Below are 17,609 nucleotides of genomic sequence, written 5' to 3' on the forward strand. Positions count from 1 at the left end.
GCCCGGGTGGTCGTCAGACACCTCGATCCGTCACGCCCCGGCTCATTCGGCACGCCCCCGTCCCTGGACCACCCCCGGAGGTTGGCAGATGACCCGATCGTCGCAGAGCGAGATCACCCGTCGCAGCAACGACTACTACCGTGCGGGCGCGCTGGACCACGAGCGATGGGCGAAGATCGCCGAGTTACCCGACTACGACAGGGTCATCGCCGGCTTCGACTGGGCGAAGGTCCTCGACGCGCATCGCGGAAAAGCCTCCGCCGCCATTCTCGACTGCGGGTGCGGAATCGGATACTTCCCGCGCCGACTCCACGAGAAGGTCTCCTTCCCACCACACGTGGTATTCGACTACGACACCCTGGACCCGTCGTCCTATTCGCTCACCGAGCATCGGAAGAATCTGCCGCCCCCCTTCAGGGCGAGACACTCGCTCAACAGCGGTATCGAGGACTTCCGGCCGGAGTCGTGGCTCGGCGCCTACGAGATCATCTGGTGTATGCATTCCCTCTACACCGTGCCGCGTGAACGCCTGCGCGAAGTGCTGAGCACGCTGGCGTCGCTGCTCACCCCCGACGGCACGTGTTTCATTTATCTGCCGAAGAAGCGGTCGGCCTACATGGCCCTGTTCGACCTCTACCTGGAGGAAACGGGTCACGAGCGGATCCAGCCCTACCTGACCGCGGAGGAGGTTCTGTCGGAGCTGACGGGACCGACCCCCTTCACGGTGGCGACCGTCGACTGCGATTTCGACCACTGGATCGACGCGGCCGAGCCGCAGACGCTCGCCACCTATCTGAACCAGATCTCCCTGCGCCCGGTCCGGCTCACCTTCGACGAGTGGCGACGGCACGCCGCCTTCGCGCCCTACCTCGACGAGGCGTTCGACCCCGCACGGTCGGCGTGGCGCTTCCGGCAGGAGATGAGCCTGATCTCGTTCTCTCGAACGACGGCGAGGGAGGTCCGATGAAGAAGATCGCCTTGTGGGCCATCCCCAGGGCCGTGGGCACGGCCTTCGAGCGTGTCTTCCTGGAGAGGGACGACACCACCGTCGCACACGAGATCTTCATGCCCGCGCACTACTACAGCAGCCACCGGGCCAGCCCACGGTACGACGGGACCGTCGCGCCGAAGCCGGAGTACGAGTACGAGCACATCAAGCGGAGCATCGGGCGGATGACCGGCCGGCCCATCCTCTTCCTGAAGGAGATCGCCTTCCACATGCGGGGCGTCTTCGAGGCGGACTTCTGGGCGGACTTCACCCACACCTTCATCATCCGCGACCCCCGGGTCTCGATACCGTCCCTCTACAAGCTCATGCCCGACGCCACTTCCGAAGAGACCGGCTTCGCGTGCGTCAAGGACATCTTCGACCTGGTGCGGGACAAGTATGGGACGACCCCGATCGTGGTCAACGGCGATACCTTCCGGCGTCACCCGAAGGAGACCCTCGAGTCCTACTGCCGCCTTGCGGGAATCCCCTTCCAGGACACGACCACGTGGCGGACCGGGAAGGTGATTCCCGAGTGGAAACAGTGGGAGGAATGGCACGCCGAGGCGCTGAAGAGCTCCGGCATATTCAAACCGCCGCCCGAACCGCGCTCCGTCGACCTGCCCGCTCATGTGGAGAAGATGATAGCGGACGCACTGCCACACTATGCGGAGATGAACCGTTATTCGATCACCGTCTGATCGGCCCCGCTCCCACTCACTCCCCGATACGAGCGGGCGACCCTGAAGGTGAGTCCGGCGGTGACCGCGATGATGCCGCCCAGAACCATGAGCAGTGCGATCGAGCGGTCGGCGATGACACCGCCCAGCATGGCGGCGGCGATGTTCGAGAGAAAGAACATCGACGCGATGACGCCCATCAGCCTGCCCTGCTCGACGTACGCGTACGCATCGGACAGCCACGCGTTGGAGCTGCTGTTGAATATGGCCAGCGAGACACCGAACACCACGAAGACCGGATAAAGGGCAAGCAGCCGGTCCGGGACCACGAAGAGCGCGATGCTGAAACCGAGCATCAGCATGCTGCAGAAGTACAACTGCCCCGTGTTCCACCTGCGCAGGATCGGCCGCATGCCGACCACGCTCAGGGTGATCATCGTGGCGGTCGCGACAATGGTCGCATAGCCGATCTGCTCGGGCGTCGCATTCCACTTCTCCACCATCAGCGCCGGAAAGAACTCGTGATAGATGTTTATCGTGAACGTGATGAAGAACTGGATGGCGAGGGCCACCACCAGGCCGGGAGCCCTCCAGATCGACACCGAACCCCGCCGAGGGGTCTCCTCGACCCGGAACCGGGTCTCTGGCATGGAGGCCCTGCACGCGACGGCGGCCAGCACGCACAGGCCCGCCGCGAGGAAGAACGGCGTGGCGAAGTGCAGGTGTGACAGGAATCCGCCGAGCAGCGGCCCCGTCAGGTAGCCCGCGTAGCCGGCCGAACTCAGGTAGCCGAAGGCCACCGCTTTACCGGCCCCGAGATCAAGGTCGGCCACCACCGCCCTCGCCACACTGATATTGCCTTCGCAGACACCTGTGAGAAATCGCGCGAGGAACAGCAACCCGTAGTTCTCGGCGAGGATCGCGTATCCGGCGAGCGCGTTGGTGAACACGCCCACGATCAGGGTGGAGAGGATGACCTTTCTTCGTCCCACACGATCGGACAACTGCCCGAGATAGAAGCTCCCGATGAGCGTTCCCAACGGATAAACGGCCACGAGCAGGGCGAAGAGCATGGTCGGACTCAGCACGCCGGACCGCGCGATCGCCGAATCCGTCCCCAGGAACAAAGGGGCGAACACCGGATAGGGCATCGCCGTGCCCACGTACCCGAGCAGGGTCACGACAATGACCGACCAGAGCGCAGGGGTCATCGTTTTCTCAGCGGATCGTTCTTTGCTGACCTTTCGCCGCAAATAACGCATCGACTGATGTTATCAGCTCTTGTCGGAACATCCACCGCACCGGACAGGAGGGTGATGGCGCCTGGTCAACGAGAACGTGTCTTCCACATGAAAACCGCTATGCCCATTCCCAAATAATCCATGCGTGTCTGTTCACATGACATAAATGGCTTATTGCCCGCACCCTCGCCGTCCCCGACGGCGGCGCGGGCTTCGTGGACGGGCCCGGACTCCATCCGTCGCCGACCGCCCGGCGGGCCGCCGAGCCTGACGACGTCCTGGGCGTGCTCCGTCATCGTGCGTCGCGGAGCTTGAGAATGTACGTCGCGGTGAGCGCGACGGCGCGGTCTTCGTCATGTGACAGATCCGCGAGGGCACGTGACGTCGTGGTCCCCGGGACGTCCGCGAGCGCCTGCGTCAGCCGTCGGCGTGCGGACGGTTCTATGGCGCCATCGCCGAGGCGGTGGACGAGCCTGGTGGCGATCTGGTCCGCCAACGCGGGATCATGCGCCAGCGCGCTCAGGGCATCGGCCGCATCGGCGTCGTTCGCCCCGTCGACGATCATGTCGACGAGCGTCGGGACCGCGTCGGCCACTCCCCGTCCCCCGAGCGCCAGAGCCGCATACCTGCGGACCACGAGGTCGGCGTTCGTGAGGGCGTCCCGCAGCAGCGCGGTCGCCGCACCGTCCGGGATCTCGGCGATGGACTGGACGGCACGTTTCCGCACCTCCGCCGCCGGTGAGCCGAGACCCTGCGCCAGCAACGCCAATCCTCCATCGCCCGACTGCGCCAGAGCCCATCGAAGGGCTCCGGCGACGTTCGGGTCCGTCTCACTCAACGCCGCCTCGACCAAGGCTTCCACCGGCACGGAAACCTCTCCGACCGAGGACAACGCCGCGCGCTGACGCCTGCCCGCGCTCTCCGATCCCAGGCCTTGGAGGAGTGCGATGATCTGGAGGACGTCCTCCCAGCCGGCGGGTTCCGCGGCGCCGATCCTCCGAAGCCGGGTGAGCAGCTCCGTCTCGGCCGCGATGCGTTCTCTCGTCCGGCGGATGAGGTCGGCGACGAGCTCCGAGGGCGTGAAGCCGGATTCGTCCAGCGCACGCCCCACTTCACGCAGTGACAGCCCCAACGACCGCAGGCTCTCGATATGGAAGATCCGCTGAATGTCCTCGCCGGAATACTCCCGATAGCCGCCCTCGGTACGACCGGTCGGCCGCACCAGCCCAAGCGCGTCGTAATGCCTGAGCATCCGCGCGCTGACCCCGGACCGCCGCGCCACCTCGCCGATCAGCACCGTCCATCTCCCCTCCTGGCCGGTCGCGCCGAGAACCGGCCGGTCATGCCGAGGGCTACGATCCCTGGCCGCCCGCGCCGAGGGCCACGATGCGCTTCGCCTCCTCGACCGCGAACTCGAACCCGGCATCCGGGTCACGCGACAGCCGTTCCGTGGCGATCGCGTGCTGACGCACGCGAGGGTCGGCGTCCGTCGTCGCCGCACGCACCATCGGCGCGCTCACCTCACCCAGCGCGATCAACGCCCGGCTGAGGCTCAACTGGGTCTCCCGCTCGCCCCGCCCGAGCTGCGTCGCCAACACCCCGGCCAACTCGGCTTCTTCGCCTTCCGGCACCAGGGCGACCGCCGCCCGCCAGGCACTCCGCGCCACCTCGTCATCGGCATCGGCCAGCAACGCCCGCGTGATCGCCGGCCACGCCCGCCGATCCCCGATCTTGGACAACGTGTGCAACGCCTGACTCCGCGCCTGCGCCCCCTCCGCCCGAAGTTCACCGACGACCTTCGGAACCGTCACCGCCGGCGAGTGCCGGGTGAGCGCCCACGTAAGTATCTCACGCACATAGAAATCAGGCTCGACCGCGCACCGCTCGACGAGCTTGTCGACGACCCGCGGATCCGGACCGGTACCGACCGCCAACGCCGCCTGCAACCGCACCGACGAATTACTGCTCTCCAGCCCCTGAAGAGCCCGCTCCGTACTCGTGTCCTCTTCCGGCATGGACATCCGGACCACCTCCCAGGGTCGAGTGAAGACCTTGTCACCGTGTCAAGGTCAAGCGGAACCTGAGACGGGCGGCGTCACTTCTCCGGTGAGCCGATCGGGGACAGGCCGAGCGCTTTGTCGGATTACTCCAAAAATGTGAGCATTGTCAGTGTTTGCTGCTCGTTCGCCTTTGCTCCATGCGTGCGAAGCAAACCGTTTCGCCTGCTGTGGTTTTTGTGATCGGCACACCAGAACCATCCGAAACGGTAGAAACATGACGCGCAGCAGCGCACCACGAACACCTGCCTGGCCCGGTGCGATCACCGCGATCGCACTCGCGGCCGGCGCACTCGTCGTCGCGCCGGCTTCACCGGCCGCGGCGGCCGCCGTGGAACGGCCGGTCTACCTCGGCAAATCCCTGTACACCGGCGAGTTCCACGCGCACACGGGGATGAGCGACGGAGCCGAGAACCCGAACGCGGCGTTCGACCACGTACGCGATGAGACGGACGCGGACTTCTTCGCCCTCACCGAGCATGACGTGATGTGGGACGTCCGCAATGGCGACGACTTCATCAAGGACTGGCGGGACGCCGACTCCGACGAGTGGCGTGCCCTGCACGAGCAGGCGGGCGAGTTCAACGCGTCCCAGAAAGACCTCACCGTGGTCCCCGCGGTCGAGAACACCTGGTACGACGGCACCGGCCACATCAACCTGTTCAACACCAGCTGGCACGCGACGGCCCGGGGTACGGAGAAGGGCACCGTCGACGGGTACGCCAACGGCTTCGGCATCGGCGACATGAAGTACGACTACTTCACCTACCTCGCCCGCCTCAAGCAGGACCCGGACGCGATCGGCCAGTTCAACCACCCGTCGCCCACGGGCAAGGGCGAGTTCTTCGGCTTCAAGGGCCTGGACAGGACCGTCGACGACCGCATGGAGTTGATCGAGGTCAAGTCCGCCGACCAGGTCAAGGAGTTCCAGAAGGCGCTGGACGCCGGCTGGCACCTGGCCCCGGTCTGGAACGGCGACGAGCACTCCGCGACCTGGGTTTCGGGCAACCCGTCGATCACCGGCGTCTGGGCCACGGGCAAGAGCCTGGACGACCTCTACGCGGCGATGCACGACCGCAGCACGTACTCCTCGGGCGACGTCAACGCCGTCCTCGGCTTCGGCGGCGACGCCAAACCGATGGGCTCGATCCTGCCCGCCGGAACCACCACCCTGGACGCCGAGGTCCTGCTGAAGGACCCCGACGCCAAGGACTCCTTCACGGGCGCGCAGCTGATCACCAACGGCGGGAAGGTCGCCTACGACTTCGGCAGGCTCGGCGGCGACGACCTGACGCTGAAGAGGAAGCTGGAGGTCAAGGACGGCGACTTCTACTACGTCCGCGCCGACCAGGCCGACGGCGACCTCCTCATCTCCGCCCCGATCTGGATCGGCGAGACGACGAGCGGCGCGAACTACGCCCCGCAGATCACCGTCGCCGACGTGCCCGCCACCGCCCGGTACGGCCAGACGGTCGCGCTGCCGAAGGTGAGCGCCACCGACGACTCCGGCAAGCAGCCCACCATCGCCTTCGAGGTGTGGGACTCCGCAGGCCAGGTCCCGGTCAAGGACGGCGCCTTCCAGATCCGCTCCTACGACGACACGTTCGTCGTCGTGAAGGCGACCGACGACAAGGCCAACACCAACGCCGAGCTGCGCCGGATCCAGATCGACCAGAAGACGCAGGACCCGGCGGGCGTGTTCCGCTTCACCAACAACGCGGCCGTGGGCGTCGAGCCCGGTACGGCGGGCATCGCCGTCACGAGCGACCGGGACGTCCGGCACGTCTACGCGCAGGTCCTGCCGGAGGGCCAGGCCGACTGGTCCAAGGCCCAGGTCCTCACCTCGACCGGCGACAGCCCGTACGAGACGGAGACCGTCGGCAACGACGAGCCGGTGTTCCAGCACTCCATCACGGGCCAGACGCTGCGCTCCCACGAGTTCCGGCTCACCGGCCTGAAGGTCGGCACGACCTACCGGTACCGTCTCGGCGTCACCCGGGACGGCGCCGCCCCCAAGGCCGCCGACACGGCCGCCTGGACGGACGTCAAGGGCCGATTCCGCGCGGGCGGGTCCGACGGCGAGCCCGTCTACCTCCTCGGCGACGTCCAGGTCCCCGACGGCAGCCGACAGCCTCAAGCTGCCGGGCAAGGTCCTCGACCAGCTGAAGTCCAAGGCGCCCGGCGGCGGCACCGTCGTCCAGCTCGGCGACCTCGTCGAGAACGGCGGCCGCACCAAGATGTGGGACGAGATCGACGACTCGTTCCTGTCCGGCCTCGACACGCAGTACGCGGGCGTCAAAGGCAACCACGAGACCTACGAGGACCCCGACTACAACTCGGTCGCCGGCGAGCCCGCCTCGGTCTTCACCAACATGTTCGCGCTGCCCAAGAACGGCGCCGTGGGCGAGGCCAACTACTCGTTCGACCGCGGGCAGGTCCACTTCTCCGTCCTCAGCTCCACCGCGCGTCTCGACGACCAGCTCTCCTGGCTGGTGAAGGACGTCCGGGCCTCGGACAAGAAGTGGAACGTCGTCCTCGGGCACTACTCCTACTACGGCGGCCGCCACGGGGCCGACGCGGGCATGGACATCGACCGCGAGAAGGTCACGCGCGTGCTCGACCAGCTCGGCGTCGACCTCTACATCGGCGGCCACGACCACGTCTACAAGCGCTCGACGATCTACGACGGCCGGCTGGCCAGGACGCCGGAGGAAACGGCCGAGGGCACCACGTTCGTGACGATGGGCTCGGCCGGCCCCAAGTTCTACGACAACGCGAAGTACTGGTGGGACGACAAGGTCGACGACGAGGACGTCCAGATGGGCGGTGTCCTGACGGTCACCGACGCGGGCCTGCGACTGACGGCGTACAAGATCGACGGCCGTCCGGTCGACGACTTCACCGTCACCAAGCCGCAGGGCACCTGGAAGGTCTCCTCCGCCGAGATCAGGAACCGTGAGCTGGACGGCGTCGGGCTCCTCTCGTCCCCGGGCAGCCTCGACAAGCTGACCGTCACGGCCGCGACGTACGACGCCTCGCAGCAGAAGATGATCGACGTGCGCTCGGCCGACGTCACGCTCGACCACCGCGGCCGTGAGCAGTACGTCCGTTTCGGCGAGCCGCTCGCGGTCGCGCCGAGCTCGACCGTCAAGCTGTTCGTCTGGGACTCGCTGAAGTCCGGCAAGCCGCTGCGGCCCGCCGTGACCCTGCGCGAGGGCCTGGCCGGTGACGGCACCGCACAGACCCCGTACCTGATCGACTCCGCCGACGACCTGGCGAAGATCGACAACGACCCGGCCGGACACTACAAGCTGGCCGGCGACCTCAACCTGAGCGGCCTCGGCCGTTCCCAGATCGGCCGCGCGATCGCCTTCACCGGTGTGCTCGACGGCGCCGGGCACACCATCTCGGGCCTGTCCGCGCTCTCCGGCCAAGGCCCCGGCCTGTTCGCCGACAACCACGGCACGATCGAGAACCTGGTCGTCAACGGCGACGTCACCACCGACCGCACCCCGGCCGGTCTCGTCGCCGACATCAACCACGGCACGATCGAGCGGGTCCGCGCCGACGGGTCGCTGACCGCCGCGAGCTATGCCGGCGGCATCACCGGCCACCAGTTCGGCATCGTCCGCGACAGCGTCTCGACGGTGAACGTCAAGGCCACGACCCAGTACGTCGGCGGCGTCGTCGGCGTCGCGATGGGCGGCTCGGTCACCCAGAACGTGCTGGCCACCGGCTCGGTCACCTCGGCCGGGGCGTCGGCGGGCGGCATCGCGGCCTACGGGTACGACGCGACCGAGGTCAGCCACTCGGTCGCGCTGAACTCGAGCATCTCCGGCACCGGCTACGCGCACGCCATCGTCGGCCGCGTGCTCGCCGGTCAGACGGCCACGCTGGAGGACAACCACGTCAGCCGGGCCGTGCCGATCAGCGGGCAGACGCTGACGGACCCGCCCGCGGCCGGCAACCAGAGAGGCAACGTCGTCTCCCCCACGGAGATCCAGAAGCGGTCCTTCTACGAGGCGCGAGGCTGGGACTTCACCGACGTCTGGCAGTGGAGCGAGACCGGCGCGCGGCCGACCCTGAAGGTGGCGCCCGAGCCCCTGCAGGCCGGTGCGACGCCTCAGCTGCCGAAGGACGACCGGGGCTTCTACGTCATCAAGAGCGCCGACGACCTCACGCAGATCGGTACGCACCTCTCGTATGACTATGTGCTCGGCGCCGACCTCGACCTGAGCGGCAGGCCGTTCACCACCCTGCCGGGCGCGTTCACCGGTGAGCTGGACGGCGCGGGCCACACGATCAAGGGCCTGACCTCCGCCGGCGGCCTGTTCACGCAGGTGTCCGGGAACGTCCACGACCTCGCGATCACCGACGCCAAGGTGACCGCCGCCACCGCGCGCGCGGGCATCCTCGCGGGCGCGAGCACCGGCACCGTCGAGCGCGTGTGGGTCTCCGGCTCGGTGACCGCGGCCTCCCGGGCCGGCGGCCTGCTCGGCGACTCCCAGGGCGTCGTCCGTGACGTCTACTCCACGGCGGACGTGCGCGCGCTGTCCACCGAGGCGGGCGGAGTCATCGGCGTCGCGCTGGCGGGATCGCTCACCGAGCGCGTCTTCGCCACGGGCGCCGTCCGCGCGGACACCCGCAACGTCGGCGGCGTGGCCGGGTACGGCTACACCGGCACCACGATCCGTAACTCGATCGCGCTCAACCCGACGGTCACCGCGCCGTCCTGGGCGCACCGCTTCCTCGGCCGGGTGCTGGCCGGCAACGTCGCCACGCTCGAGGGGAACTGGGCGGTCGAGACCGTCGAGGCCACCACACAGCAGGAGACCACGATCGGCCCGGCGACGCTCAACGGCGCCACCGTGGCCAAGGCCGAGGCCCGCGGCCAGGACTTCTGGACCGGCAAGCTCGGCTTCGACCTCACCACGGTCTGGAAGTGGGACGAGGACGGCAAGCGGCCCGTGCTGCGCGCCGTGCCCGAGGACGTCCCGGCCGTCTCCGACCCCGCGCCCACGGGCCCGCCTCTGGCGACACCCGCCGCGGCGACGGTGGCGGAATCCGCGGCCGCGGGAAAGAGCGGTGACGAGGAAGGGGCGGCGCGGACCACCGCGTTCACCACCGCGGCCCCGGCGGCGGCCGAGGTCGCCCAGACCGGCGGCATCCACCATGAGGCGGTCAAGAACGACGACGGCACCGTCACCGTGACGGTGTCCGCGGGGGCCGCCGCGGCGGCCGGGCAACTGTCGTTCCTCCTGCTGAAGCCCGGCGCCGCGCCGTCGGCCCCGGCCGAGGACGACATCGCCTACCTCGGCGAGGTCCGCCTCGATGATCAGGGCAACGCGACGCTGACCGTGCTCCTGGACCAGCCGGACGGCACGATGCTCGCGCTCAACACCTCCGGCGACACCGAGCGCCACGTCGCCCCGCTCCTCCCGCGCACGCCCGAGACCACGGCGATGAGGGTGCTCCACGACACCGTCACCGCCACGGTCAAGCCCCAGGGGAACGCCCCCGCGCAGGCGACGATCACCCTGGTCTGCACGGGTGCGGACAAGTGCCAGGAGGAGGTCGCCGTCTCCCACGACGGCCGCCCTGTCGACGCCAAGAAGGTCACGCTCCAGCCCGGCAAGACCCGGGACCTGAAGCTCAACCTCCGCGACGAGGCCCGCGCCGCCCTCCTCGCCGGCAGGTCGATCATCCTGGAGGTCCGGATCGGCACGGCCCCGGCGGTCCAGGTGACGGTCACTCCGTGACACGCCGGCCGGAGAGGCTCCCACCTCTGCGGTGACTCCGTGACCCATGGCGCCCGCAGCCTCCTCGGCTGCGGGCGCCATGGCTCATTCCCCGAACCGACCAGGGGCGGTGTCGCATGCGGGCGCATGGCGCGAGCCGGGAGAAGCCCGTCCACCGCACCCGTGAACGCGACCGCGTCCGGGCCCCGGTCCGCTGAGCGGGACGATTTCATGGGCAATGCCTTCCGGGCGGCCGATCATCTCCGCATGGCCGAGGCGACAGGAGTCCGCTGTGAGGCGGGCCGCCGGCGGCGCGATGTGACCCCCGAGGAGATCTCATGCCACGCATTCCGCTGATCCTGTTGGTCTGCGGCGCCCTCGTGGCGGCGCCGGTGCTCTGGCGCTGGTTCGCGCGGGCCAGTAACACCCAGGTTCGCCGGATCAACCAGTGAAGGCCCCGGACGGACTGGACGGCCTCGACCGGCGGCGGCGTGACCAGGTCGCGGCGGCCTGGCGGCACGTCACCGTGGACCGGCTGCGGGAACTGCTCCGCGGTCTGGTGAACGTCACCAGCCCGACCGGTGGGGAACGCCGCCTCGCCGAGCACATCACCGACACCCTGGCGGCCGCCGGCATCATGGCGGCGACCCAGCCGCTCGACGACCGGCAGGCCAACGCGTGGGGGCGGCTGCGCGGCGACGGGAGCGGCCCCGACCTCATGTTGTACGCGCCGCTCGACACGCTGACCACCGGCCGCGAGGACGAGGACGTTCCGTGGACCGGCCCCGGAGCGCGCCCCGACATGCGGCCGGCCGCCCGGGTCGAGGGCGACCTGGTGATCGGACTCGGCGCCGGCAACCCGAAGGGCCACGCCGCCTGCGTGCTGATGGCCGCCGAGGCCGTCCACCGCGCCGGGCTGCCGTTGACCGGGGACCTGCTGGTCGCGTTCGGGGCCGGCGGCATGCCCGTCAACGCGCCGCCCGGCGGCGGGCGGCGCAACGTCGGGCAGGGCGTCGGCTGTTCGTTCCTCCTCGAACAAGGAGTCTGGGCGGACTTCGCGGTGATCGCCAAGCCCGGCTGGACGGTCTCCTCGGAGGAGGTGGGGCTGGCCTGGTTCGAGGTCACCGTCCACGGTGTGCACACCTATGTCGGCTCACGGCATCGCCTGCCGTACGAGAACGCGATCGCCCGGGCGGGCGAGGTCGCCGTGCGGCTCGAGGAGTGGTTCGCCGGCTACACCGAACGGCACACGAGCGGGACGGTCGCCCCTCAGGGCATCGTCGCCGCGGTGGAGGGAGGCCGGCCGCACATGGCGGCCGTCACCCCGGCCACGTGCCGGCTGCTCGTGGACCTGCGCCTGAGCCCGCGCACGACTCCCATGGAGGCCAAGCGGGAGTTCGGCGCCGCGATCGAGAAGATCCGCGCCGAGCTGCCCGGCGCCGCGGTGACGTTCGAGATGGTGCTCGCCATCCCCGGCACCGCCTCCGACCCGCGGAGCTGGGTGGTCCGCAGCGCCACCGCCGCCTGGGAGGCCATGGAGGGGCGCCCGCACGAGGTGATCCGCGGCAACAGCGGCGCGACCGACGCCAACGTCCTGCGGAGCCGGGGAATCCCGACCGTGCGCGTCGGCATGCCCAAGGTCACCGACGCGCCGTTCGAGGTCGACTTCTCCATGGGGATGAACACCGCCGACGTCCGGGAGATGGAACGGCTCACCCGCCTTCTGATCCGCACCGCCGTCACCACGGTCACCCGGTCCCGATCAGAGGTGGGGGTATGACCGGGGCGGTGCCCGGTGCGGGCCCCTTGGACAGCGCCCTGACGACCGTACGCGCCCACCGTCCGGAGCTGGCGTAGACGCACGTCCGTCCAGGTCCCCGTCATGACGGCCGGGGGTGGCGGTTTCGCGTGGAACGCACCAAACTCTTCACAGGTCTCCGAAGCAGCCGGGAGGTCCCCCTGCCATGACAACGCTTCCGTTCGCCCGACCAGGATCGACGGCTCCAGAGGGCACCGGTCCGGCGGGCACCGGCGACGCCGAGGCGATGAACTCCGTCCTGGGCAAAGCGCGCCTGATCATCGAAGCCTTCACGGCGGAGGACGACTCCCTCTCGCTCGCGGAGCTCGTCAAGCGCACCGGGGTGGCGAAGGCCAGCGTGCACCGGCTCGCCCAGGAACTGCTCGGCTGGGGGGTGCTGGAGCGGGCGGGGAACCGCTACCGCCTCGGCCTGCGGCTCTTCGAGATCGGCCAGCGGGTGCCCCGGCAGCGGATCCTGCGCGAGGCGGCCCTGCCCTACATGGAGGACCTGCTGCTCGCCACCCAGGAGACCGTCCACTTCGCCATCCACGAGGGCCTCGACGTGCTGTACGTCGAGAAGCTCATGGTGCACCGGGGCCTGCGGAAGCAGTCCCGGGTCGCCGGGCGGCTCCCCCTGTTCTGCACCGCCACCGGGAAGGTCATCATCGCCTTCTCACCCCCGGCGCTCTTCCACGAGGTCGTCCGGCACGGCCTCACCCCCCTGACCCACAAGACGATCATCCAGCCCGGACGGCTCCTGGCCCAGCTCGACAAGATCCGGGCCGAACGTCTCGCGGTCGAGGTCGAGGAGACCAGGCTCGGCTACACGAGCCTGGCCGTACCCGTCTTCGCGGACACCGGCACGCTGGCCGGCGCGCTGTCGATCACGGCCCCCACCTTCCGGATGAACCAGGGCCGGTTCACGGCCGCGCTGCGCACCGCCGCGCTCGGCATCTCCCGCACGCTCCAGGCGACGGGCTGACCGCCCGGGAGGACGGCCGCCCGCCTGCTCGGCGCCCGCCTCAGCGCGAGCGGTACGCGCGAGAACTCCGCTCCGTCACCTGGTGACCGGATGCTTGGCGAGGAAAGCGAGGCTCAGCTCGTTGTACCGCGCCGCCTGCTCGTGCTGGGGCCAGTGGCCGCACTCGTCGAACAGCACCAGCTCCGAGCCCGCGATGGCCTCGTGCATCGCGGCGGCCTCGGGTACCTCGCCGAACGGGTTGTCACGGCCCCACACGATCAGGGTGGGCGCGGTGATCCGGGCGAGGTCCTCCGGGCGGAGGACGTTGCGCAGCCGGGTCTCCATGTTCTGCAGGCACAGCAGGTTGTCGATGGTGGCGACGAAGTCGGGCCGGTGGTAGATGGCGTGCCTGACCGCGACCAGCTCCTCGGTCGCGTCCTTCGCGTCGGCCATGAGCAGCCGCATCCGCGCCCGGGTCAGCTCGACGTCGTCCCTGGTGACCGCCTCCCGGGTGGTGGTGCGGATGCGCTCCATGACCCGCGGGTTGGCCACGGTGCCTCCGGCGCAGAGCAACTGGAGGGAGGCGACCCGCTCGGGCGCGTCGATCGCCGTACGGGCGCCGGCCCATCCGCCGAGCGACTCCCCCACGATGTGGGCGGACTCGATGCCGTTGGCGTCCATATAGGCGAGCAGGTGGTCGCGGTAGCGGGGAATCTCGTAGGGGAAGTCGGGCTTGCCGGTGTAACCGTGACCGAGCATGTCGATGGCGTGGCAGGCGTACCGCCGGGCGTGGTCGCCGATGTTGCGGGCGAAGGCCTCCAGGTGGCCGCTGGTGCCGTGGAGGAAGATCACCGGTTCGCCGGCGCCCGCCTGGAGGGAGCGGGTCGGAACCCCACCGGCGTCGACGGTGGTGACCCGGAAGTCGACGCCGGCCAGTTCGGTCCAGATGGTGGGGACGATGGTGGGGGAGGTCATGGGTTGCTCCAGTGGTCGAGGGGATGGGGCCGGGTCACGGGTGGTCGACGGAGCGGAGGAACCCGTCGACGACCGCGTGGTAGGCGGCGGGCCGTTCCTCCTGGAGGTGGTGGGAGACGTGGTCCATGACGTGCAGGTTTCCGCGTCTGACCATCCGCGACAGCATGAGCGGGTAGTCGGGGGTGAGGAACGCGTCCTCGCGTCCCCACACGAAGAGCACCGGCGCCTCGATCCGTCCCAGCTCGTCGGTGAGGTCCTGCCAGTCGCCGCGTGGTGAGTCCGACATCGCGGCGAGCTCCCGCTCTCCCGGGTCGAGGCTCTGCCGCCATCGCATCTCGACGGTCTCCTCGGGCAGGCGGGCGGCGTCGTACCACTCCAGCCGGGTGATCAGGTGGCGCATCTTCTCGCGGGTGGGTCCCTCGCCGCCGTAGTAGACGTCCCGGGCGGCGCGGCCGCGGTGGCCGCGTTCGGGCAGGGGCGCGAGCGGTCCGTAGAAGACCGGCATGCTGCCGGTCACCACGAGGGAGCGGACGCGGCCGGGATACCGGGCCGCGAGACACAGCGCGATGGTGCCGCCCCAGGAGTTGCAGATGAAGTCGGCCCGTTCGAGGCCGAGGGTGTCCATGAGGGCGACGGTCTTGGCGGCGTGGAAGTCCCACATCGGGCCGCTGATGCGACATTTGTCGGACTTGCCGTACTGGAGGATGTCCACGATGAGGCAGTGCCGGTCGGCGGCGAAGTACGGCGCGACCGGGCCGAAGTCGCTCCAGCCGGTGCACCCGGGGCCGCCGCCGTGCAGGAAGATCGTGTCCGGGCCGGTGCCGAACTCGTGGAAGTGGTAGGTGACACCGCCGGCGTCGGCGAAGCGGCTCTCCGGCGCGGCGCCGGCCGGGGGTGAGGGGAGGCGGGCGGGCATGATCGTCATCGACGGTCTCCTGAGGCGGGGACGGCGGCGGGGTCGAGCACGGCCACGCCCATTCCGGTGAGCCACTCGGGCATGGGCGCGTAGACCAGCGGTGTGCCCGGCGTGAAGCCGAGGGCGGCCGCCATCACCAGCCACGTGCGCAGTTCCTGGCCGCCGTTCCCGGCCGCGGACTCCACCTCGGCGGTCGTCATCGACGCGTAACGGCGCAGGCGGCCATTCGCGAGGTCGTCGAGGAACTCCCGGTCGAACTCAGGAGAGATCGTCGGGCGGGCGGCCACGATGATCTCCCGGCGCCGTTCGTCGTACCGCTCCCACTCGCCCCGCCCGTTGATCCAGGCGTCCACGAGGAACGCCTCGTCGTCGCCCTGGGGATCGGTCCAGTCGCTCGGCCACGGCAGCCGGTGGGACAGCCCGCCGGAGGCGATCACGACGACGCGGCGCTCCCCGGCGATCCGCCCGACGGCCGCGGCGAGGTTCTCGCCGAGCCGGACGCAGCGCGCCAGCGTGGGCAGCGGCCGGGCGAAGACGTTGACGACCAGCGGCACCACCGGCACGTCCAGGCCGTCGAGCAGGTACTGGATCGCGTGCGACTGCCCGTGGTCGATCTGCAGCCGGGCCGAGATCGCCACCTCGGTCCCGGCCTCGACGAGGTCGGCCGCCAGCGCCTGCGCGAACCCGGGGTCGGTCTTCTGCCGGCCCTTGGGGGTCCCCGCCTCGCCGGTGGCGACGACCTCGCCGACGCCCACGGTGAAGGCGGGGATCAGGTCGAGCCAGAAGCCACGGAAGTGGTTCGACCCGACGATCACCGCCACGTCCGGGCGCGCCTCCGCGACGCGCCGCCGGGCGGTGTCCAGGGCGTCGCGGAAGGCCTCGGCCCGGTCGGTGTGCACGACCTGGTCCCAGTGGGTGTTCATCAGGGTCGAGTGGGACGCCCCCACCCCGAGCACGATGTCGGACATCGGGTCGTCCGGCTCCTTTCCTTGTCCTTGTGGGGCCGCGGTTCAGCCCGCGGTGGCGTCGGCGGGCTCGATGCCCTGGGCGCGCAGCCGTTCCAGCCGTTCCTCGGTGGTGTCCTCGGCGAGCTTGCGCCACTGCAGGAGCGAGTCGTCGGGGCGGTAGAGCTTCTCCGGCGGCGCGTCGGTGACCTCGACCATCCACTTGTCCTGTCCGGAGAACTGACCGTGGAAGAGCCACCGCACCGCGCCGAGGTACTTGGCGTAGAACGGCAGCGTCCTCACGCCCTTCTTGAAGTCGGCCAGCATGCCGACGTACAGGTGGTTGCCGGCGTCCACCGGCACGTAGAACTCGTAGTGGATGAAGGTCGGGTACGCGATCCGCAGGACGCCCGGCATGCTGACGGAGGCGAAGCCGGGGAACTCCTGGGCCGCGATCGTCGGGTTCACCTTGCGGTGCGAGGTGGTGTTGCCGATGTTCCGCACGCCCTTCGGCGGACGGGCCTTGTACCAGGCCGTCCCCGACCAGGGGCCGAGCCCCGGGAAGTCCGCCTCCCAGTACTGCTCCCGCTGCACCCGGTAGATCCAGCGGCCCCGCTTGACGATCTTGGTGGTGTTCCAGACCGGCATCGGCTTGAACAGCCGCCACAGCGCCGTGCGGTGGAGGTACTTGGCGTGCCCCTCGTCGTAGCCGTTCTCGCAGGCGAACCGCCAATTGCCCGCCCGGGCCTGGATCCGCTGGCCCACGACCGCCGGGTTGCCGACCAGTTCCTCGGGCAGCTGCCCGTCGATCGGATGCGGCTCCTCGCCGTCGCCGATGTACACCCAGACCAGGCCGAGGCGCTCCTCGACGTCGTAGGTCGGCTGGGTGACCTTGCCGCAGATCGGGGACAGCGGCCCGTCGGTGATCGCGGCCTTGAGGTCACCGGTCTCCAGGTCGAAGGTCCAGCCGTGGTAGACGCACGAGATCGTCCCGGGGAACTGCTTGTCGCCGTGGCTCAGCGGCACCCCGCGGTGGGGGCACCGGTCCTTCATCCCGTAGATCTTGCCGTTGTCGCGGATGACGAACAGGCGCTCGCCGAGCAGGGTGACGGCGCGGGGCTTGTCTCCGACCTGCGAGGAGAAGCAGACGGGGTACCAGTAGCCACGAAAGCCGGCCTCGGCGGCCTGGTAGTGCGGCCAGCTCGACCAGTCCTGGCGGCCTGGCAGCATGCCCGCGCGGTGTCCGCGGACCGGCTTGGCCGGGGCGGGCGCGGGCTGGGAGTTCACGGTCTCGGTCATGTCTGCTCCACG

Annotated in this window: 12 protein-coding genes; 5 read left to right on the forward strand and 7 right to left on the reverse strand. The window is 69.7% G+C overall.

Features of this window, described 5'->3' with window-relative positions; all coding sequences use genetic code 11:
• Positions 1-88: 88 nt before the first annotated feature.
• Together BJ981_RS03660 and BJ981_RS03665 are read left to right on the forward strand one after the other, a co-directional pair.
• The gene (locus tag BJ981_RS03660; RefSeq protein ID WP_184608310.1) at positions 89-967 is read left to right on the forward strand and encodes a class I SAM-dependent methyltransferase; all 879 of its coding nucleotides are present in this window, start codon (positions 89-91) and stop codon (positions 965-967) included.
• Positions 964-1,689 (forward strand): sulfotransferase-like domain-containing protein, encoded by a 726-nt coding sequence (locus tag BJ981_RS03665; RefSeq protein WP_184608311.1) that lies wholly within the window; start codon positions 964-966, stop codon positions 1,687-1,689. The genes BJ981_RS03660 and BJ981_RS03665 overlap by 4 nt, the downstream gene beginning before the upstream one ends.
• Here the strand turns inward: BJ981_RS03665 and BJ981_RS03670 are convergent.
• From BJ981_RS03670 to BJ981_RS03680, 3 genes are all read right to left on the reverse strand, one after another.
• A complete protein-coding gene (locus tag BJ981_RS03670) occupies positions 1,671-2,930 on the reverse strand; it encodes an MFS transporter (protein WP_184608312.1) in 1,260 nt (419 codons plus the stop codon). The genes BJ981_RS03665 and BJ981_RS03670 overlap by 19 nt on opposite strands.
• 271 nt (positions 2,931-3,201) lie before the next feature.
• Positions 3,202-4,206 carry a MerR family transcriptional regulator gene (locus BJ981_RS03675; RefSeq protein WP_184608313.1) on the reverse strand — a complete coding sequence of 335 codons (1,005 nt, stop codon included), beginning with the start codon at positions 4,204-4,206 and terminating at the stop codon, positions 3,202-3,204.
• Between the two features lie 55 nt (positions 4,207-4,261).
• On the reverse strand, positions 4,262-4,930 hold the full coding sequence (locus tag BJ981_RS03680; protein ID WP_184608314.1) for a HEAT repeat domain-containing protein: 669 nt from the start codon (positions 4,928-4,930) through the stop codon (positions 4,262-4,264).
• 2,198 nt (positions 4,931-7,128) lie between these two features.
• Between BJ981_RS03680 and BJ981_RS37390 the strand changes: the two genes are divergently transcribed.
• The 3 genes from BJ981_RS37390 to BJ981_RS03695 all read left to right on the forward strand — a co-directional run bounded on the left by BJ981_RS37390 (position 7,129) and on the right by BJ981_RS03695 (position 13,484).
• A complete protein-coding gene (locus BJ981_RS37390; RefSeq protein WP_239139756.1) occupies positions 7,129-10,725 on the forward strand; it encodes a metallophosphoesterase in 3,597 nt (1,198 codons plus the stop codon).
• 427 nt (positions 10,726-11,152) lie between these two features.
• Positions 11,153-12,484, forward strand: coding sequence for a M20 family metallopeptidase (locus BJ981_RS03690; RefSeq protein WP_184608315.1), 1,332 nt, complete (start codon positions 11,153-11,155; stop codon positions 12,482-12,484).
• A gap of 184 nt (positions 12,485-12,668) precedes the next feature.
• Complete coding sequence (locus tag BJ981_RS03695) at positions 12,669-13,484, forward strand: IclR family transcriptional regulator (protein ID WP_184608316.1); 816 nt, start codon at positions 12,669-12,671, stop codon at positions 13,482-13,484.
• A gap of 75 nt (positions 13,485-13,559) precedes the next feature.
• Here BJ981_RS03695 and BJ981_RS03700 read toward each other — a convergent pair whose 3' ends face one another.
• The 4 genes from BJ981_RS03700 to BJ981_RS03715 are packed head-to-tail and all read right to left on the reverse strand — an operon-like array spanning position 13,560 to position 17,597.
• Positions 13,560-14,438, reverse strand: a complete 879-nt coding sequence (locus BJ981_RS03700) for an alpha/beta fold hydrolase (protein ID WP_184608317.1) — start codon at positions 14,436-14,438, stop codon at positions 13,560-13,562.
• A 34-nt stretch (positions 14,439-14,472) separates the two neighbouring features.
• Entirely contained in the window at positions 14,473-15,363 is an 891-nt protein-coding gene (locus tag BJ981_RS03705) for an alpha/beta fold hydrolase (RefSeq protein WP_184608318.1), read from the reverse strand.
• The gene (locus BJ981_RS03710; RefSeq protein ID WP_184608319.1) at positions 15,360-16,322 is read right to left on the reverse strand and encodes a DODA-type extradiol aromatic ring-opening family dioxygenase; all 963 of its coding nucleotides are present in this window, start codon (positions 16,320-16,322) and stop codon (positions 15,360-15,362) included. The genes BJ981_RS03705 and BJ981_RS03710 overlap by 4 nt, the downstream gene beginning before the upstream one ends.
• 42 nt (positions 16,323-16,364) lie before the next feature.
• Positions 16,365-17,597 (reverse strand): aromatic ring-hydroxylating oxygenase subunit alpha, encoded by a 1,233-nt coding sequence (locus BJ981_RS03715; protein WP_184608320.1) that lies wholly within the window; start codon positions 17,595-17,597, stop codon positions 16,365-16,367.
• Positions 17,598-17,609 lie beyond the last annotated feature (12 nt).

It is taken from the genome of Sphaerisporangium krabiense (assembly GCF_014200435.1).
Classification (GTDB): domain Bacteria; phylum Actinomycetota; class Actinomycetes; order Streptosporangiales; family Streptosporangiaceae; genus Sphaerisporangium; species Sphaerisporangium krabiense.